Here is a 20654-nt window from a genome sequence, read left to right on the forward strand (position 1 = left end):
GCTTAGTTCTGAAAAAAATATTATGATTTCTATAAAGTTGTATTTTTCAATGTTACAAGCTATTCTATCATACAGTGAAATATTGAAAAATACTGTTTCTGATCAATACTGAAGTCTATTTTAGTGTAGGCATAGTATCAATAATGGTTGATATAAAACTGGAAAAATTGTATAATGAAAGAAATAATTAACTAATTGGAGGTTTTAATGTTGAATAAAGACGATTTTTTATTTGAAGAAATAAAAGATTCAGAAATGTTTGCAGAGTATTCTGAAGGTTGTTCAGGCTCAAGGTCAGATTGTTGCACTAGAGTTTGTACAAGAGATTGTAAAATGGCTACAGAAGAAGAATGGGGAAAGTTTTTAAAAATTAATGCAGGTGTCATCCAATATTAATTGAAATAAAAATATCTTCTGAATATATTCAGAAGATATTTTTGTAATATTGTGGTTTAAAAGGAGTATGTTAAAATGGAATTTACTGAGATACCGGTTGTTCGATTGAAGATAATAAAAGAATATGATCTGAAAATTTCCGATAGAAATGTTTACAGTGCAGATGAAGCTGGACCTATATTTGAAGACTTTATAGGCGGGGCTACTTTAGAAAGATTAGCACTACTATGTATAGATTCAAGTAACTATGCAATAAATGTAGCTATATTAAATATAGGAAACAATAAGAACGTAGAGGTAGTTCCAAGTGAGATTTTTAAAATAGCTCTACTTTCAAATGCTACTTCAATTATAATTTGCCACAATCATCCTTCCGGATTATTAGAGCCAAGTCAATATGATATTGAAGTTACTAAAAAAATAGGTAGAATTGGTTATTTGCTAGGAATTAAACTCATTGATTCCATGATTATGGGATATAATGGTGAATATTTCTCAATGAGGAATGAACTTAAAAAGGCAGGTGAGAAAAATGATAGCTATTGATAATGTATATAAAATAAGAAATGGTGTAGATTTATATCTCGTTAATGATGAATTACTCACAGTATACTTCATGAGCACAAGATTAAGAAAACAATTTAACGTTTCACCATTGATTATTAAATTGATCGAAAATATTGATGGAATTAAGAGCATCGGAGAAATTCACAAGTTATTAGAAAAAGAATTTAATAAAAAAATTGATATAAGTGGTTTGAAAGAAATTATTAGTAAATTTTACAATTTAAATATTATTGTAAAAAATAATGATAGATATGAAATTGAAGAGGGATTAAGCGAAAGATATAATAGACAAATAAATTTTTTCTCAGATTTCTTGATTGGCGATAATTCTTATGTAGATGCACAGGTAAAGTTAAAGAATTCTACTATTTTAATATTTGGCTGTGGTGCAATAGGTGGGGATATTGCAATACAATTAGCAATGTGTGGAGTAGAAAACTTTATTTTATATGATTACGATACAGTTGAAGAATCTGATGTGAGTAGACATATGTTCTTTAAAGAAAAGTATATAGGCTTGAATAAGACTGATGCACTAGAAGACTATTTATTAACTATAAATTCTAAGGTGAAAGTAGAGAAAATTAATAATATATTGACACCAGAAAATGATATTAGCAACTTGCTTGATAGGGCAAGCTTCGTAATAAACTCTGCAGATGAGCCATATATAGGATACACTTCTATGAAGATATCAAGATACTGTACAAAAAACAAAAAGGCTCACTTTATTGCAGGAGGATTTGATGCTCATTTGGCAAGTACAGGAGAATTAATAATACCTGGAATTACCCCTTGTGTAGATTGTTATGCAAATCATTTTAAAGAAGTACTTAAAGGTTGGAAACCTAAAGAGCATCCAATTAAAGATAGATATTTAGAAATAGGGGGCTTATCAAGTATGTCTTTATTTTCTTCTAGCTATGCTGTAATCGAAATAGTTAAATATATTTGTGAACTGATAGATATAAAATCGTACTCTAATACTAGAGGAGAATTTCTTTTTAAAAGTATGGAAATAAGTTATTTAGATTTAGTTAGAGATCAAAATTGTAAAATATGCGGGGAGATAGCTTATGAATAAGCCTAAGTTAAGATCATCAGTATCAGTTGTTAAGTTGGATGATAGATTAATAGAGTTTTTTCTTACAAATACTAGACAACAGGTTAGAGTTAAAGTTAATAGCGATAAAGTACTAGAGTTGATTTTAGGATTAGATGGCACAAAAAGCATAGACGAAATAATTGAAAATTACAAAATGGATGAAGAAACTAGTAAGTATTTTATAAGCTTTATTAATTTCTTAGAGAGTAAGGGAATAGTAAAAGATAACACGGATGTTTTACTAGATGATTATTTCAAGTTTAGAAGAATAATTAACTTTATTGAAGATTTTTCTTCTAATAAGGAAGACGTATTGGAAATGTGGAACAACATTAGAGATTCAAAAGTAGTAGTTATTGGACTAGGAGCTGTAGGTACTTGGGTAAGTGCACTTTTAGTGCAGAATGGAGTTGGAAATATTACATTAATAGATAATGATTTAGTTGAGATATCAAATCTTCATCGACAATTTGGCTATGGTGAGGATGACGTTGGATTATTAAAAACTGATGCGCTTGAAAAAAGATTGAGAGAATTTTCATCAGATGTAAGAATAAATACAGTCAATGAGTTTTTGGAAGAAGATAATTTAGAGAAAATATTAGACTATAAGGTTGATTTAATAATTAACTGTGCAGATAAGCCAAGTGTAGATGTAACCTCAACTTGGGTGGGGGAGTACTGTATGAAATATAATATACCTCATATAATAGGGGGCGGATATAACTTACATATATCTTTGATGGGACAAACTATAATTCCTTTTGAAAGTGCTTGTGTCAAGTGCTTTGAGAAAGAGTTAAGTCGACTGAATAATATAGATGAAAGTAACATTAAAAAATTAACTGTTAAAAACAGAAAAATAGGAAGTTTTGGACCCATGTGTTCTATTATTGCAAGTATGACAGCAATGGAGGGAATTAAGTTGTTAACTAAAAAGATTACTCCAGCAAATCTAAACAGAAGAGGTGAATTTAGCATTTATAACATGGATATAAATTATCATTATGTTAGCAAGGACGAAGAATGCAGTTGGTGTGGAAAAGAAGGTATATACGCATAGGGGATGAACAGTTGATATGGATAATATAAAAATAATAAGAGCGCGTGAGAATAATTTGAAAGATATTGAAGTTGAAATACCAGTGAACAAGATAACTGTAGTTACTGGAGTATCTGGTTCTGGAAAGTCCTCACTAGTTTTTGATACAATATATGCTGAGAGTGAAAGGATGTTTCTAGAAAGTATTTCAATAAACTTAGAGAGTATAACGTCTAAACTGCCTAAACCAGATGTATATAAGATAAGTAACTTATTACCTGCAATAGCAATTTCACAGAAAAAAACTAATAGAAATCCACGTTCATATGTTGGAACAGTAACAGATATTTCAAGGTTTTTAAGATTACTTTTCTCTAGAGTTGGAGTTGGTAAGAGAAATAAATTTTATACAGAAGGTGATTTCTCATATAACAATCCTAAAGTATGGTGTGAAATGTGTCGTGGTACTGGAGAAAAGTATGTTTTAGATTATGATAAGATAATAGATAATAAAAATAGAACATTAAAAGAAGGAGCTATATCATATTGGAATCAAGGATCTGATAATTTTTATGATAAATTATTAGAGAAGGTTTGTATGCATTATGACATCGATATGAATACCCCAATAAAAGATTTAAGCGATGATAAGTTAGAATTTTTACTAAATGGTAAAAGTGACTCTAAATTTAAAGTAAGATATAAAAACTATAAAAAAAATTATAGAACTAAGGAAGTAGAGTTTAAAGGAGTAATTAGAGAACTAAATGAGAAATTAGAGGATATTGATACTCCTTCTACGTTGAAAAGCATACACAAATATATTAAAAAAGATAAGTGCGATGGATGTAATGGAGATAGGCTTAAGGATGAAATGCTAGAGGTAAAAATAAATGGGGAGAATATCTCAAGTTTAGAAAGCAAAACAGTAACTGATTTAAAACAGTGGTTAGTTAATTTGATTCAAATTACAGATAATACATGTAAGAAGATAATTTATGATATATGTGAAGAAGTAATAAAAAGAATAACCAATTTAGAAAAGCTACAACTTGGATATTTATCATTAAATAGGAGTATACCTTCATTATCTGGTGGTGAGTCACAGAGAATAAGATTGGCAAATCAATTGGCTTGCAATTTGTCTTCTTTGCTTTATGTGCTAGATGAACCAACAATGGGGCTACATAGCAATGATATAGAGAATATAGAAATCATCTTAAAGGATTTAAAACAAATGGGTAACACAATTTTACTAGTTGAACACAACCTTGATATTATGTTAAGTGCTGATTATCTTATAGATATGGGACCAGGCGGTGGGATATATGGTGGTGAAATAGTAGGCAAGGGATCTCCTGATGAAATTAAAAATCATGATGAATCTTTAACTGGCAAATACTTGTCTGGAGAACTAAAAATCAACATTCCACATAGAAAAAGAGATAGCAATGCATCTATATTAGTTAAAAAGGCAAAATATAATAATATAAAAGGCGAGGATTTTTTTATACCACTAAATAATCTAGTGGTAGTAACTGGGGTTTCAGGAGCTGGCAAAAGTACGTTAACTGATAATATTTTAGAGCCTTCATTAACTCGCAAAAAAAATATTAATTGTGAAGAGATTATAGGTATACAAAATATAAACAAAGTAATAAAAGTTGATCAAACACCTATCGGAAGAAGTCCAAAGTCAAATGTAGCAACTTTTACAGGAATGTTCGACTTTATTAGAGATTTATATTCAAAGACTGAATTAGCTAGGAAAAGGAAGTATTCAAAGTCTGAATTTAGTTTTAATACTCCTGGTGGTAGATGTGAAAGTTGTAAGGGTGACGGTCAAGTAAAAATTGACATGAGCTTTATGGCAGATACGTATGTTGTCTGTGACGAATGTAAAGGCAAGAGATATGAAAAAAAGATATTAGAAATAAACTATAATGGGAAAAATATTTCAGACGTTTTAAATATGACAGTTTTAGAAGCGCATGAGTTTTTTATCGAAAATAAAAGTATATCTAGTATTTTAAAGTGTTTAATCGATGTTGGATTAGAATACATTAAGCTAGGACAACCAGCAACTACAATATCAGGAGGAGAAGCGCAGAGAATTAAGTTAGCAAAATATTTAAGTAACGATTCTGCTACTGGAAACTTGTATATACTAGATGAACCTACAGTAGGACTTCATTTACATGACATAAATAAGCTTATAGCCTTATTAAATGAAATAGTAGATAGAGGTAATAGTATAGTAGTTGTAGAACATAATATGGAGTTAATTAAATGCGCAGATTATATTATAGATATTGGGCCTGTTGGAGGACCAAATGGTGGTAAAATTATTGATTGTGGTACCCCTGAACATATAGCAGCAAATAACAAAGCATCAGTGTCAAATAAACTAAGAAAAATTATAAAAATTATTCAATAATAACAAAATCAAATAAGGATGTATTCAATGAAGCTTTAGAGATTGGAGTAAACTTGAATAGATTTTTAATTGATAAAACATAGATAAGAAATCATTTAAAAATCCTCTTCTTGAATATCTTTTAAGTTACAGTTTATTCAAGAAGAGGGTGTGGAGTTTTTTACTAAAATAATCTTATTTAAAAACTTAAATACTTGCCACCATTTTGCCACCGTGCCACAAGTTTTATAAAAATATGCTTGGTTTTGATAAAATACTACTATGCTTATAAAATTGTATTTTTCAATACATTAAAATACATTAAGACACAGCAAAGTATTGAAAAATAGTCATTTTTAGCAATACAGAACTCGGCTTATAGATCTACTCTTATACTTAAAATTCAACATTCTTTGTTGGATTTTTTTTGTCACTAAAAAATTTCAAATCAATATTTCAATAAATTTTTCTGCATCTGTGTATACATTGATTTAGGCGTGACTTTGTAGCACTAGAGACTAAAAATCAGGAGAAAACCTACACATTAAGTTTAACATGAATATGCATATAAACTTTGAAAATTGAATGAACTTATTAATTATTTGAATGATGATTGCCATCACTTCTTACGTAAATAACTTGACTCAACTACTTGACTTTTAACAGAGAATTGATTAGAGTAATATGTGTGAAATAATACTATATAAAAATTAGAAAACAAAATAAGAATTTAGGTGCCTCTTTTACAGAGGATAATAGGGAAGTACGGTTAAAATCCGTCGCAGCCCCCGCTACTGTGTGCATGGACAAAACTTCAGTATCCACCATTTGTTTGGGAGAGAGGAAGTAGATTGATGTGTGAGCCAGGAGACCTGCCTATATTCATGAAATTACAATAAACTTTCGGAGGGGAAGGTTTTATTGTAGAATGTAAGCAGCTCAAGAAAATCTAACCCTCCAGGTTGGATTTTTTTATTTATATCCTATTTTAAAAAGAAAAGAGGAAATGCTATTTAAAACCTATTACTTGGTATCGATATGAATGAAGTCAAAATAAAAATTTAATAAATACTCCAAGGTGTTGTTTATCTATTAGATTAACAACTTGAAAGGGAATTGGGTCTAAATCCCACGCAGTCCCACTGTTGTAATTGAGTAGGAAACCTTCAAAAATGTCACTGATATTTCTAAATATTGGGAAGGCGAAGGGTTACGTCGGTCCATAAGCCAGAAAACCTGCCTTGATAAACGATCTACGATTCTGCGAGGATACAGAATGCGTTTATTTGTAGAAGACTATACATTTTAATCACTGTTTGTGTTTGAATAGGACCTATTATATTCATATCTTCACTCTAGTATAATGGGTTATATACTGGTCTTATGGGATGAAATACATCTAAACATAACTTCTTAACGCAGTATCTATTACTGATATTAAGGAGTTTTTTTACTTTTAATTCTAAAAATCTATTTAAGGAGGGTCCTCTATATAAAGATTAATAAAAGTACCATTAAGTTTTTCAATTCTCCTAAATTCAAACTTAATATTTTCACTTAAACATCAGCAGTGAACATGATGGAAAATAGAAATATAGTAAAAGGTAGTAAAGTACTGCGGTGAAGATTTACAACCGACAGCTACCAACTGCAGTGGTTACAGCGGCAACGAACTGGTTTTGGCTGGATGTTCACTTTCAACAGTTAAAGTTCTATTGCTAAGTGTATAAAAACTTGCCTTTATGATAGAGGATGGTATCCCCTTCAGTTACGAAGGAGGTACCGAATAATCCTGATGTTACAGACGGTATTAAAATATTTGCCAGTAGTTAAAAAAGATATGGCTTTGGCTATTGCAATGTCTGATTGGAGGAACAATTTTGAATATAATAATGGCTGGAATTGATTATAAATTAGCACCTATTGATGTTAGAGAAGGCTTTTCGTTTACAAAGGCCATGATGAAACAGGTATATAGCAACATATTAAAAGATACTATGATTTATGGAACAGTTATTATATCAACCTGTAACAGAACAGAAATCTATATTTCTTGCGAAGAAGATTTCTGTGTCAACCCATTTGAGGTTTTATGCAATGCAGCAGGAATAGATTTTACTCCTTATGAAAAAGTACATAGGGTAAAAGAAGGTGATGAAGTAATCAAGCATCTGTGTCAGCTGGCTTGTGGGGTGAAATCCCAAATTTGGGGAGAAGATCAAATTATTACTCAGGTAAAAAATGCTATAGCTGTTTCTAGAGAAATGAGAGCTGCTGACAGCTATCTTGAAGTTATGTTTAGAAACGCAATTGCCGCTGCAAAAAAGGTAAAATCCACATTAATTCTAAACAGCAGAGAAAATTCTATAGTACATAAAGCCTTAAAAATAATAAAAGATCAAGAAACGATGAATATAAGAGAAATCCTTGTTATTGGGAATGGTGAGATGGGTAGGCTTATGACAAATGTTTTAATAGAGAATGGTTATAGAGCTACAATGACCCTTAGGCAATACCGTTACCATGCTAATGTCATTCCCCTCAATGCAAATACGGTGGATTATAGCAATCGATACGAAAAAATGAAAGATTGTGATGTGGTTATTAGTGCTACCCTCAGTCCACATTACACCGTAGAAATGGAAAATCTCAAAAAAATAGATAAAATTCCTAAGCTCTTTATTGATCTTGCAGTTCCGAGAGACATTGATCCTTCTATAAAAAACCTACCAAACATAGAGCTATATGATGTGGATGGTATTGGTGCAGATGAAATTAGTAAAAATCATGCACAACAACTCAAGGGAATCGAGAGAATTATTGAAAAATATATTTGCGATTATCATAAATGGTGTTTATTTAAGGAAGGGTTAGGGTGCATATGAAAATATGCTAGTAGACATAGGTCTAGGTGATGGAAAATATATTACTATCAGGGCAAGGAAGCTATTTAGAGAGAGGTATTATTTTCATTTATAATTTATATATTGACTTAATAAAATATTTACTAGGGGAAAGAGAGGGTGTTTTAAATCCTATGAAGGGGGACGTACAAAGATGTAAAGCTTCTGTAGAGATTGCAGAACGAGAGAAAATTGTAAAGGTACCTACTTTACAAAAGCTAAAGAATCAAGACATAGATATGCTTACTACTGTAATTATTGGGAATAGTCAAATTGCCATCATTGACGATAAGCTTGTGGGACCAAGGGGATATAGAGGGATATGATGAATAACAAAATACTTGTATTTGCAGGAACCTATGAGGGGAGAAAACTATGCGAATATCTAAATCAAAAGGATGTGAAGCTATCGGCATGTGTCCCTACTGATTATGCTAAAGATCTGCTATGGAAGGTAAAAAACATTCAGATTTATAGTGAGCAATTAAATGGGGCTGCAATAGAAGACTTACTACAACAAAAAGGCTTTAATATAGTCATAGATGCCACGCACCCCTATGCAAAAAAAGTGACACAAAATATTCAATCAGCCTGCAATAAAGCTAAAACAGAGTATATCAGGCTGCTACGAGATGAATATCAATCTTCGGACATTGATACAGTGCACGATATCATGTCAGCTGTAGAATATCTTAAAAACACCGTAGGAAATGTGCTGATAACCACTGGAAGTAAAAAATTATCAATGTATTGTAGTATTCCTGATTATAGAAATCGATTATTTGTAAGAGTTCTGCCCAGTCCAGAAATTCTAGAGCAGTGTAATCAACTAGGATTTAAAGGAAGGCATTTAATCGGTATGCAGGGCCCTTTTTCCCATGATTTAAATGTTGCTATGCTAAAGCAATTGAATTGTAGCTATTTGGTAACAAAAAACACTAAAAAGGTTGGGGACTTTGACGAGAAATTATCTGCAGCACAAGAAACAGGTACAAAAATATTGCTGATTGATCGCTCCCCTAAAGAAATTGGGTACTGCCTCAATGAAGTCATAGATTTGATTGAAAAAAGGTATGGCTTCGATGAAAGAAAGGTCAATGTAACACTAAAAAAAGAATACTTCCCCTTATTTGTATCCTCCAAAGGAAAAAGTGCTTTGGTAGTAGGTGGAGGTAAAATTGCTACAAGAAGAATTCTCACCCTTTTAAAATTTAAATATGAGATCACTGTAGTATCTCCCACCATCACCAAAGAAATAGAAATACTGACTCGAAATAATGAGATAGCGTATATCGAACGGGAATTTGCAGAAAAAGATATTGAGGGCTATAGCCTAGTAGTCGCTGCAACAAATGACAGAAGAGTTAATCAGCTTGTTGGAAGACTGGCAAAAAAATTTGGGATCTATGTAAGCGTAGCTGACGTAAAAGAAGAATGTACCTTTTATTTCCCAGCTGTAATAACTCAGACAGATATGGTAATAGGTATAACAAGTGAAGGAAAATCCCATAAATTAGTGAAAGAAGCAAAAAAGAAAATAGAGGGGGTGCTACCTTGAAAATTAGAGTAGGTAGTCGCGAGAGTAAATTAGCAGTAAAACAGTCAGAAATTGTAATAGAGGCGATAAGAAAATACGATCCCAATATTGAAATAGAGCTTGTTACAATGAAAACAACTGGAGACATCAAACTAGACCAAACCTTAGATAAAATAGGTGGAAAAGGGTTATTTATCAAAGAATTAGATCAAGCACTATATGACGATCGGGTGGACATCACAGTGCACAGCTTTAAGGACATGCCTATGGCTATCGATGAATATTTGCCGATTGTTGCAGTTTCAAAAAGAGAAGATCCGAGAGATGTTTTAGTATTGCCTAAAACAGTAAAAGAACCAGATTTCTCCAAACCTATTGGATGCTCTAGTTTTAGAAGAAAAATTCAGCTTCAAGAGATTTATCCCCATTGTAGTGTAGAACCCATAAGAGGTAATGTACTGACCAGACTTGAAAAACTGGATAGAGGTGAATTTTCAGCAATAACCCTTGCGCTAGCAGGGCTAAAGCGGCTGGGGCTGGAAGAGCGGATCAGTAGAATATTTGAAGTTACTGAAATTTTACCTGCTGCCTGTCAAGGAGTCATCGTTGTTCAAGCTCGAAAGGGATTTGATGTTTCTTTTCTATCGGACTTTCACGATAAAGAAGCATGGGATATTTCCATGGCAGAAAGAAGTTTTGTAAGAACCTTAAATGGAGGATGTAGCTCACCTGTGGCAGCTTACGGCGAGATCAAAGACAATTACCTTACCTTGACAGGTTTGTATGTTGATAGTAGTAATAGCGTACATAAAAAAACCATAACTGGAGCTAGAAAACAAGGGGAAGAAATGGGATTCAACTTAGCTCTACAAATGAAGGGAGAAGATGAGGTTCATGGAAAAGACTAAAGGGACTGTTTATTTAGTTGGCGCAGGACCTGGTGATGATGGTCTACTAACTGTAAAGGCAAAGCAGATTTTAGAAAAGGCGGAAGTCGTTGTATATGATCGCCTGGTAGGGCCGAGAATACTTTCGATTCTTCCAGATTTTGCAGAAAAAATTAATGTAGGAAAAAATGTTGGCAATCATCCTGTTCCTCAGGAAGAAATTAATCATATTCTTCTGAATAAAGCCTTAGAAGGAAAGCTGGTGGTTCGATTAAAGGGTGGCGATCCATTTGTATTTGGTAGAGGTGGAGAAGAATTAGAGCTTTTGTCTCAGCATCAGGTACCTTTTGTTGTAATTCCAGGGATTACCTCCGCTATATCAGCAGCTACCTATGCAGGAATTCCTGTAACTCATCGCGATTTTTGTTCATCGTTACATATTATTACAGGGCGCGCTAAAAAAGCAGGAGACTTAAGTATTGATTATGCCTCTCTAGTAAAGCTAAAAGGGACACTGGTATTTATGATGTCGGTAGCTGCTGTTGGTGAAATCGCAGATGGACTGATGAATGCTGGAATGGAAAGGGGCACAAAAGTAGCAGTCATTGAAAATGCTACAAGACCCAACCAAAGAAAGTTCGTTAGCCAGCTTGATAATATTGCTTTAGTTATCGAACAAAATAATGTCATTTCCCCTGCTACTATTATAGTTGGTGAGGTTTGCGCACTTTCTGATCGGTTTGACTGGTTTTCCAATCTACCGCTAAAGGGCTGTAAAATATTAATTACAAGACCTAAGCAAACAATAGGGAAACTTTCTCAAATGCTTTGGGAGTTAGGTGCAGAGACTGTTGAGTACCCTTGCATTAGAACCAGCACCATTGATTTTGACCTGAATATGAATCACCTTCAGTGGATTGTCTTTACTAGTGCAGTGGGTGTCAAAGCATTTTTTGACAAATTGTTTACAATGAAAATGGATAGTCGATGCTTGCATGATAAAAAAATTGCTGTAGTTGGTAGCGAAACGGCTGCCGAACTTTTAAAATATGGGATTCGAGCTGATTTTATCCCTAGCGTTTTTGATGCAGAGCACTTAGCAACAGAGTTATTAAATAGTGGACAAATAACCTCAAAAGATCAAGTGGGTGTATTTAGAGCAAAAACTGGATCAGAGGACCTTGTAAGGATTTTAACAGACCACAATGTAGAAGTTTCAGATGTTGCTGTATACGAAACCAACTATGTAAAAAACCACAAAATTGATGTGAATAAATTTGATTATGTTGCCTTTACTAGTGCAAGCTGTGTACAGGGATTTGTAGAATCCTTTGGTGAGGATGCAGATTTTTCATCAGTCAATGCAGTTTGTATTGGGAAGCAAACTGCCAGCATGGCGAAACAGTACGGTATGAATACTACTATCTCTGATATTGCAACAATCTCAGGAATAGTTGATAAAATTAAGGAGATTTATAATGGTGAATAGACCCCGAAGATTAAGATTGAACCAGAATATAAGAGCGTTAACAAGAGAAACTCGAATTTCAACAAACTCATTGATACTACCTATTTTCCTTCAGGAAGGGAATAATATCAAAAGGCCGATTTCCTCCTTGGAGGGTCACTTTCATTATAGTCCTGATCGGGTATCAGAAGAAATTGAAAAGGCATTAAAAGCTGGCATCAATAAGTTCTTACTGTTTGGATTACCAGCTGAAAAAGATATTATAGGCAGCCAAGGCTATGACGAGAACGGAATCATCCAGCAAGGGATTCGCAAGATGAAGGAAAACTATAAGGATGAAATATATATTATTACTGATGTTTGTATGTGTGAATATACTTCCCATGGACATTGTGGAATTTTAGACAGTAATTATGTAGATAATGACAAAACATTAGATTATCTTTCAAAGATAGCAGTATCCCATGCAATGGCTGGCGCTGATATGGTAGCACCTTCAGATATGATGGACGGAAGAATTGGCAGGATTCGAAAAGATTTAGATGCTCATAACCTAATTAACATAGGGATTATGTCCTATGCCGTAAAATATGCCTCATCCTTCTACGAGCCTTTCCGTGAAGCAGCAGGATCAACTCCGTCCTTTGGTGACAGAAAATCCTATCAAATGGATTATCATAATAGAAGAGAAGCTGTGAAGGAAGCACGACTTGATATAGATGAGGGTGCAGATATAATAATGATAAAACCAGCTTTATCTTACTTAGATATCATCCATGAAGTATCGCAACTTTCGAATTTGCCGACAGCTGCCTATAGTGTAAGTGGAGAATATGCAATGATTAAGGCTGCAGCAAAAATGGGAATTATCGACGAATATAAAATTATGTGTGAGAGTGCAGTATCTGTTTTTAGAGCAGGAGCTAATATTTTAATTACTTACTTTGCAAAGGAACTTGCTGAGTCAATCAGAAGGGGGGATATTGGATAATGAAAAAATCACAGGAATTAATGACAAGAGCTAAAAGGGTAATACCAGGAGGCGTAAATAGTCCCGTCCGAGCTTTTAACGCTGTAGGAGGATGTCCGCGATTTATAAAATCTGCTAGCGGTGCTTATATTCAGGATGTAGAGGGCAATTCCTATATAGATTACATTGGTTCTTGGGGGCCTATGATTTTAGGTCATTCGAATCCTAAGATATTACAGGCGGTATCAAAGGTGATGATAAAGGGTCTTAGCTTTGGAGCGGCTACAGAGCTTGAAGTTGAGATGGCAGAGCTCATAACAAGACTGGTACCTTCAGTAGAAATGGTACGAATGGTTAATAGTGGAACTGAAGCAGTTATGAGTGCCCTACGATTAGCTCGAGGGTATACCAAACGAGAAAAGGTCATTAAATTTGCAGGGTGCTACCATGGCCATAGCGATAGCATGTTGGTGAAAGCAGGCTCTGGAGCCTTGGTAAATGGCGTTCCAGACAGTGCCGGTGTTACCATCGGTGTAGCAAAAGATACCTTGGTTGCAGAATATAATGATATAGATAGTGTGAATCTGTTATTTGAACAAAACAAAAATGAAATTGCTGCAGTGATTCTAGAGCCAGTAGCAGCTAATATGGGAGTTGTATTACCGAAGGATGGCTTTTTAGAAAAGGTTCGGCAACTTTGCAGTCAAAATGGAGCACTACTCATCTTTGATGAGGTAATCACAGGGTTTAGATTGGCAGCAGGAGGTGCCCAGGAGTATTTTGGTGTTACTGCCGACCTTGTAACCTATGGTAAAATCATCGGTGGTGGTATGCCTGTAGGTGCCTACGGAGGTAGACGTGAAATTATGGAATGTATCTCGCCGATTGGTCCTGTTTATCAAGCAGGGACCCTTTCGGGAAATCCTCTAGCAATGGCAGCAGGAATTACAATGCTTACTGAACTTTCAGAAAATCCTCAGATCTATGAGCACATCAATCGACTTGGTACGAAGCTAGGGGATGGACTTAGAAAAATAACATCGAACACTGTAAATTCAGTTGGATCACTTATTTCTATGTTTATGACAGAGAACGAAGTAATCGATATTCGTAGTGCTATGGCAAGTGATACAGGAGAATATTCGAGGCTATTTAACCACTTACTAAATAAAGGAATTTATATTGCACCAGCCCAATTTGAAGCAATGTTTATTTCAAATGCACATACGGATGAAGATATAGAAAAAACATTAAGTGCTATAGAAGAATCTTTAAATGAGATGAGAAAAAAATGAAGACATTATCATAATATTGACTCAAACGAGTATACACATGGTATAAGCATGAAAGATAAAGCCTTGTAATAATTCAATCATAGCTTTATCTCTTAAGCAGTGTTGTGGAGACGGGGCATATCTTAAAACGAATACTTCAAGCTGGAAAAGATACAAAACGTTGAAAATTCATACCTTGATCCGTGTGCATCTACTTTTGTACTTAAAATTCAACATTCTTTGTTGAATTTTTTGTTTTAAACACCACCTTATCATCACAAAAAACCATAGGAATTTAGCTGAATCTGCTTAACTTTCATCGTTCAACATATAGGTAGTTCCTTTGTAATATGATATAATAGACGTACATAAAAAATATAACTTTATAGGAAATAGGGGGCAAAAAATGGATAAAAATTCTAAGTTTATTATGGAAGCAAGAGTGCAGAGAACCATGGAAAGTTTAGCGAAAAATAACATGGATGCTTACTATGTGGAAACAGAGAAAGAGGCATTAGAAAAGATAAGTGAACTGATGCCAATTGGAAGTACCGTAGGTATTGGCGGTTCAATGACACTTTTTGAGATAGGGGCTATAGACTACCTGAAAAATGGAAATTATAAGCTTTTAGATCGATACAAAGAAGGTTTAACACCTGCTGAACTAAAAGATATCTTTAAGCAAAGTCTTCTGGCAGATGTATATTTAACCAGCAGTAATGCTATTACCGAAGCAGGAGAACTCTACAATGTAGATGGCAATGGAAACCGAGTCGCAGCGATGTTATTTGGTCCTGACAAGGTTATTGTAGTGGTTGGCATCAATAAAATTGTAAAAGATATAAATCAGGCAATGCTGCGTGTAAAAGAAATGGCAGCACCAGCGAATAATGTAAGGTTAAATAAAACAAACCCTTGCACCAAGATTGGATACTGTACGGATTGTAAAACGGAAGGTCGAATATGCAATGAATATACAGTAATTAAGAGACAAGGTGGTAAAGGCAGAATTCATGTAATTATTGTGAACAAAGAATTAGGGTATTAAAATTAATAAATGCATGAAAACAAAAGATGAATGATACAGGAGGGTATACTGATGTTAGAGGAATTTAAAAAGTTTGCACTAAAAGGGAATGTTTTAGACTTAGCAGTAGGGGTGATTATAGGAGGTGCATTTGGGAAAATAGTAACATCTTTAGTGAATGATATTATTATGCCCATTTTAGGATTGGTCGTTGGCGGTATTAATTTTACTGCTTTAGAATATGTGTTGACTGAAAAAGGAAGCGAACCGATCGTATTGAGATACGGTCAATTTATCCAAACAACGTTTGACTTTCTAATCATTGCTTTTTCTATATTTATGTTTATTAAAGTACTGACTAAATTCAAGAAAAAAGAAGAAGAAAAACCCGCATCAGCGCCAAAACCTTCTAAAGAAGAGATGTTATTAAGTGAAATTAGAGATATTTTAAAAGAAAAGGCGAACTAGATGTCTTAGGAGGATAGAAATGAAGCTACAGGAACTAGCAGAAGAAATACAGGAAGATTTACAAGAAGGTAATTTAAACTTTATTATATATAAAGTAGGAAGACAGTGGAAGTATGAAATCTATGATAGCTACGAGGATGATGTAAATGAAGAGGCACAGAAAAAGTTTTTTACAATAAAAAATAGGATTGACGATGAAGCGATCATCATCAATGGAAAAAAAGATTTTGATTTTTATGATGTAAAATATATTCAGCAAAGAATTAAGGATTTAATATAACTTTATTGATGAAATAATCGATACGAAGAAGCCTAGAATCACAAATTAAAGGAAAGAATGGACTAGCGTCTCATGAGACGCTAGTCCATTCTTTTATAGATTACAAGAGATTAAAATTATGAAGTAGTTTATGCTAAAACCTCTTGTAGGATTTCATTTCCTTTATTAGAAGCTCTCTTAATGGTTGCATAAGCATACACCACTGTAACGATGGCAGCTAATGCATAGGAAATTGTATAACTTGCTGGGTCTACGCCAAACATCGTACCAATTCTTGCTTCTAAACCAAAGCCAATAGGCGCGTGGAAGATGTAAGAGAATGTAATGAATGTATAGAACATTCCAGGCAGTAATCCAACTAAATAATTTTTGTTATGAATTTTTAAATAGACAGCGATCATTGCTAGAGCAAAAATTGCCACGGTTTGATTTGTATATGCAAAGTATCTCCAAAGGATATTGAATCCAGCTGGATTAATTTTAGCATATACTAAAATTATAATTGCTGGTACAAATATAGCTAGTGTGATTGCAACTCTTTTCTTTGGATTGGATTGGTCAATATCAAATTGCTCAGCAACCATCAGCCTTAAGGATCTAAAAGCAGTATCCCCTGATGTTATTGGAAGTACAATAACTCCAATAATGGTAAATATTGAACCAATGCTTCCTAGAAACTCTCTTGAAATTGCACCGATCATTAAAGTTGCATTAGTATCCATCGGTGTTCCTCTGTTAAATAGTGCCATAGCTCCTGCTGCCCATACCATAGCAATAAAACCTTCTACGAGCATCATATTAAAGAATGTAGTTTTTCCTTCTTTTTCTGACTTAACAGTTCTAGAAATCAAAGTAGCCTGGCTGGCATGGAAGCCGGACATAATACCACAGGCAACCGTAATAAAAAACACAGGAATGAATGGAAGTTTACTAGGGTGCTGAGAAAACAAACCTTTAGATAAAGATATATTTGAAAGACTTGCGCCACCATCTAAAAGTAATCCACCAAAAACACCGATTGCTGAAAATATAAGTATTGCTCCAAAAATTGGATAAACCTTACCAATAATTGCATCGATTGGGAACAATGTTGCAATAACATAATACAGGAATATTGCACCGTATACCATCCAAACCGTTGGATTTGTGAAGGCGTTATCTAAACCTAAAATGTCTTTAACGATTAAGTCTCCAGGCGTGTAGACAAAAACAACACCAACCAACAGCATTAATACCCAGATTGCAATATTGTAAATCTTCTTTACGTTACTTCCTAGATATTTATTAATCATTTTAGGCATTTGTGCGCCGCCTTCTCTCATAGAAATCATTCCAGAGAAGTAGTCATGCATAGCACCGGCAAGTACACATCCGATCGGTATGATCAAAAATGCGATAGGTCCAAATAAAATTCCTTGAATTGGTCCTAAAATCGGCCCAGTACCTGCGATATTTAATAATTCTACTAGGCTGTTTTTCCATTTTTTCATTCCTACAAAATCCACACCGTCTGCCTTAGCAACGGCAGGGGTAGGTCTTTCGTCAGGGCCGAAAACCTTTTCGCAATAACTTCCATAAATAAGTCCACCAAAAATAAGTATTACTACACCAATAAGAAAGGTAGTCATGCTTTTTTCCTCCTTTAAATTTGTTATTTTATACGCTATCATTATATATATATTTTATGTTTATAAAGTAAAAAGTAGACGAAACAACAAAAAACAGATCTAAAAGACCTGTTTTATTATACGAAAGAAAAATTAATTGTTGTTAAATTCCCAATATTCTTTTAAATTCCTTAACGTGATTCCTACTGATGGGTATTTCATCATTAATTCCATCTAAAACAGCAATGTAGGAACCATTAAACCAAGGAGAAACCTCTTTTATTTTATTCAGATTAACTAAGTAACTTCTATGAGTTCGAAAAAAACCATCTTTGCTCAGTCGTTCTTCTAGCTCCTGCATGGAATAGCTGGAGGAAAATATCTCTTTTTTTGTTTTAATAAAGATATTTCTATCCTCTGTATATATCAGTAAGATATCTTTGGTATCGATTAGGATTAATCGATCATCTTTTAATGCGGACAATTTGTTAAAAGCAATGTTAACTGGTGGAAGCTCAGTATGTTGTTTCGCAGTATTTTCAATAATCTCTCTTGCTTTTAAAAGAGACTTGATCACTCTTTTCTCTTCGTAAGGCTTCAATATATAATCAATAGCATCTACATTAAAGGCCTCAATAGCATACTTATCATAAGCCGTAGTAAAGATAATTTTGCAATGAATATCCAATTCATTAATCTTTTTAACTAGTTGAATGCCAGAGATATCTGGCATTTTTACATCTACAAAAGCTAAATCTGGCTTAAGATTTCTGATGAGATCCAGTCCATCTAATCCACACTCAGCTTTACCTACAATTTCTATAAAGTGAATTTTAGAGAGCAGAAAGGACAATTCCTCAATCGATAAATATTCATCATCTATTATGACTGCTGTTATTTTCAATATTAATACACCCCTTTTGGAATATTAATTAAAATTTTCGTTCCAATATCAATGGTACTTTGAATTTTTAGTCCGTAGTCTTTTCCATATATAGATTGAAGCCTTTTATCTACATTTTTAATACCAATTCCGTGATGGGTAGGTTTATGGGCACCGCTATCAAAGCCAATGCCGTTATCTTCAATATGAATGATATAATGCTCCAAGTCTTCGTGTATCATCACATATATTGTTCCGCCATCTTTTTTAGGATAGATTCCATGTTTCACAGCATTTTCTACTAATGGCTGCAATACTAGATGGGGAATTTTAAAGTTATCGCAATTGATATCATACACCACATTCAATTTTTTTCCGAATCTAGCCTTTTCAATTTCGAGATAAGCTTCAACGTGTTTTATTTCGTTACTAATATCTACGATGTATTCGTTTTCCTTAAAGCTTTCTCGTAGAAAGTTTCCTAAATTTATCAAAAGCTTTCGAGCTAGTTCTGGATCGATTCTACATAAAGAAACGATGGTATTGATGCTATTAAATAAAAAATGCGGATTGATCTGAGCCTGTAGAGCTTTTAATTCAGCGATGGATAGTAGTTTTGCATTATAATCGATCTCAGCCAATTCAATTTGAGTGGAAAAGAGTTTAGCAAGGTCTTCTGCTAATTGCACATCGACGCTTGAAATTCCATTTTTTGTAGCTTTGTAAATCTTCAACACACCGATGACTTGATCTTTTTTAAATAACGGAACGACGATGGTGGATTTAAGCTTACAATTTTTATTTTGACACCCTATTTCTTCTTTATTTTCCACAATAACGGATCTTTTGAGTTTGAGTGCCGTCTTAGTTGCTACTGTTTTAATGGTTTCACCCGGTAGATGATGATCTGATCCGACACCGACGTGGGCAATAATCTCACTTTTATTGGTAATGGCTACTGCATCAACCTTCGCTATGGAATAGATGATATCACAAGTAGCAGAAGCCGTTTCTTGGTTAAATCCGTTTCTTAAGATGGGTAATGTTTTATCTGCTATTTTTAAGGCTAACTCCGATTGAATAGCAGCTTCTCTTTCTTGTTCTTTAAAAATACTTTCAAGAAGTAAGATAAACAAAGCCACACCGATGGAATTCATCAAAGTCATAGGCATAATAATTTTTTTTACCACATTTACTGCAACCGGATATGGCTTAGCAACTATAATTACGATTAACATCTGAAGGATTTCCGCAACCATTGTGACACTAAAACCTAGAATCCAATTTTTATTCACTTTGTCCTTGTATCGATAGGCGATGCTCCCTAATATACCACCAACGACGGTGGATATCATACAGGCAACAGAAGTAAAACCACCGATATCAATGACCCATCTGTGAACACCGGCAACGACACCAGCACTAATCCCTACAAAGGGACCAGCCAAAAGTCCACCAACAACAACGCCAATAACTCTAGAATTAGCAATAGCACCCTCTATAGGAAAGCCATAATAGGTACCTAAAATTCCAAAGGTACTAAAGATGATGGCTAAAAAAATTTTATTTTTAAAAGAATTCTTTTTGTTTAAGATTAAATTTTTAAAGGAATTTGTCTTTGATAACAAAAAGGTGATCAGAAACATTAAAGAGATGCTATTTAAAAGAGTTATGGGAATTTTAAATATTTCCATAGATACACCCCCTGTATTTTTATAAGACTAATTCTATCATAGAAATAAGGGGGGAATCAATCAAAGTAAAAATAGATGGCAGAGTTTGTTTGTATTATAGAAAGGATTTAATTTAAGATTGTAGAATAAT

At 33.7% G+C, this 20654-nt stretch carries 18 protein-coding genes and 2 riboswitches; of the genes, 15 read left to right on the forward strand and 3 right to left on the reverse strand.

What is annotated here, in order from left to right; all coding sequences use genetic code 11:
- The first annotated feature begins 207 nt into the window (after positions 1–207).
- From CLOS_RS06815 to CLOS_RS06885, 15 genes are all read left to right on the forward strand, one after another.
- A complete protein-coding gene (locus CLOS_RS06815; protein WP_041719078.1) occupies positions 208–396 on the forward strand; it encodes a hypothetical protein in 189 nt (62 codons plus the stop codon).
- Positions 397–471: 75 nt separating this feature from the next.
- Positions 472–942 (forward strand): JAB domain-containing protein, encoded by a 471-nt coding sequence (locus CLOS_RS06820; RefSeq protein ID WP_012159177.1) that lies wholly within the window; start codon positions 472–474, stop codon positions 940–942.
- On the forward strand, positions 929–2047 hold the full coding sequence (locus CLOS_RS06825) for a HesA/MoeB/ThiF family protein (protein ID WP_012159178.1): 1119 nt from the start codon (positions 929–931) through the stop codon (positions 2045–2047). The genes CLOS_RS06820 and CLOS_RS06825 overlap by 14 nt, the downstream gene beginning before the upstream one ends.
- Positions 2040–3131, forward strand: a complete 1092-nt coding sequence (locus CLOS_RS06830) for a HesA/MoeB/ThiF family protein (RefSeq protein ID WP_012159179.1) — start codon at positions 2040–2042, stop codon at positions 3129–3131. The genes CLOS_RS06825 and CLOS_RS06830 overlap by 8 nt, the downstream gene beginning before the upstream one ends.
- Before the next feature lie 16 nt (positions 3132–3147).
- Positions 3148–5547 (forward strand): excinuclease ABC subunit UvrA, encoded by a 2400-nt coding sequence (uvrA, locus tag CLOS_RS06835; RefSeq protein ID WP_012159180.1) that lies wholly within the window; start codon positions 3148–3150, stop codon positions 5545–5547.
- A gap of 694 nt (positions 5548–6241) precedes the next feature.
- A riboswitch (cobalamin riboswitch) is annotated at positions 6242–6420 on the forward strand.
- 165 nt (positions 6421–6585) lie between these two features.
- Positions 6586–6784, forward strand: a riboswitch (cobalamin riboswitch).
- A 622-nt stretch (positions 6785–7406) separates the two neighbouring features.
- Entirely contained in the window at positions 7407–8411 is a 1005-nt protein-coding gene (gene hemA / locus CLOS_RS06840; protein WP_012159181.1) for a glutamyl-tRNA reductase, read from the forward strand.
- A 29-nt stretch (positions 8412–8440) separates the two neighbouring features.
- Complete coding sequence (locus CLOS_RS06845; RefSeq protein WP_012159182.1) at positions 8441–8755, forward strand: SAM-dependent methyltransferase; 315 nt, start codon at positions 8441–8443, stop codon at positions 8753–8755.
- Positions 8752–9987, forward strand: a complete 1236-nt coding sequence (gene cobK, locus CLOS_RS06850; protein WP_049753805.1) for a precorrin-6A reductase — start codon at positions 8752–8754, stop codon at positions 9985–9987. The genes CLOS_RS06845 and cobK overlap by 4 nt, the downstream gene beginning before the upstream one ends.
- Complete coding sequence (hemC, locus tag CLOS_RS06855; RefSeq protein ID WP_012159184.1) at positions 9984–10874, forward strand: hydroxymethylbilane synthase; 891 nt, start codon at positions 9984–9986, stop codon at positions 10872–10874. Before cobK ends, hemC begins: the two co-directional genes overlap by 4 nt.
- Positions 10861–12342, forward strand: a complete 1482-nt coding sequence (gene cobA / locus CLOS_RS06860; protein ID WP_041719083.1) for a uroporphyrinogen-III C-methyltransferase — start codon at positions 10861–10863, stop codon at positions 12340–12342. The genes hemC and cobA overlap by 14 nt, the downstream gene beginning before the upstream one ends.
- Complete coding sequence (hemB, locus tag CLOS_RS06865; protein WP_012159186.1) at positions 12332–13312, forward strand: porphobilinogen synthase; 981 nt, start codon at positions 12332–12334, stop codon at positions 13310–13312. The genes cobA and hemB overlap by 11 nt, the downstream gene beginning before the upstream one ends.
- A complete protein-coding gene (gene hemL / locus CLOS_RS06870; RefSeq protein WP_012159187.1) occupies positions 13312–14586 on the forward strand; it encodes a glutamate-1-semialdehyde 2,1-aminomutase in 1275 nt (424 codons plus the stop codon). The genes hemB and hemL overlap by 1 nt, the downstream gene beginning before the upstream one ends.
- Positions 14587–14971: 385 nt before the next feature.
- The gene (locus CLOS_RS06875) at positions 14972–15613 is read left to right on the forward strand and encodes a lactate utilization protein (RefSeq protein ID WP_012159188.1); all 642 of its coding nucleotides are present in this window, start codon (positions 14972–14974) and stop codon (positions 15611–15613) included.
- A 51-nt stretch (positions 15614–15664) separates the two neighbouring features.
- On the forward strand, positions 15665–16060 hold the full coding sequence (gene mscL / locus CLOS_RS06880) for a large-conductance mechanosensitive channel protein MscL (RefSeq protein WP_012159189.1): 396 nt from the start codon (positions 15665–15667) through the stop codon (positions 16058–16060).
- A gap of 19 nt (positions 16061–16079) precedes the next feature.
- Positions 16080–16340, forward strand: coding sequence for a hypothetical protein (locus CLOS_RS06885; RefSeq protein WP_012159190.1), 261 nt, complete (start codon positions 16080–16082; stop codon positions 16338–16340).
- 128 nt (positions 16341–16468) lie between these two features.
- Here CLOS_RS06885 and CLOS_RS06890 read toward each other — a convergent pair whose 3' ends face one another.
- The 3 genes from CLOS_RS06890 to CLOS_RS06900 all read right to left on the reverse strand — a co-directional run bounded on the left by CLOS_RS06890 (position 16469) and on the right by CLOS_RS06900 (position 20524).
- Positions 16469–17968, reverse strand: a complete 1500-nt coding sequence (locus CLOS_RS06890) for a carbon starvation CstA family protein (protein WP_012159191.1) — start codon at positions 17966–17968, stop codon at positions 16469–16471.
- Positions 17969–18110: 142 nt separating this feature from the next.
- Positions 18111–18851: a LytR/AlgR family response regulator transcription factor gene (locus CLOS_RS06895; RefSeq protein ID WP_012159192.1), complete on the reverse strand. Its 741-nt coding sequence runs from the start codon at positions 18849–18851 to the stop codon at positions 18111–18113.
- A 2-nt stretch (positions 18852–18853) separates the two neighbouring features.
- Positions 18854–20524: a sensor histidine kinase gene (locus CLOS_RS06900; RefSeq protein ID WP_012159193.1), complete on the reverse strand. Its 1671-nt coding sequence runs from the start codon at positions 20522–20524 to the stop codon at positions 18854–18856.
- Between the last annotated feature and the right edge of the window lie 130 nt (positions 20525–20654).

The sequence above is a fragment of the Alkaliphilus oremlandii OhILAs genome (assembly GCF_000018325.1).
GTDB lineage: Bacteria > Bacillota > Clostridia > Peptostreptococcales > Natronincolaceae > Alkaliphilus_B > Alkaliphilus_B oremlandii.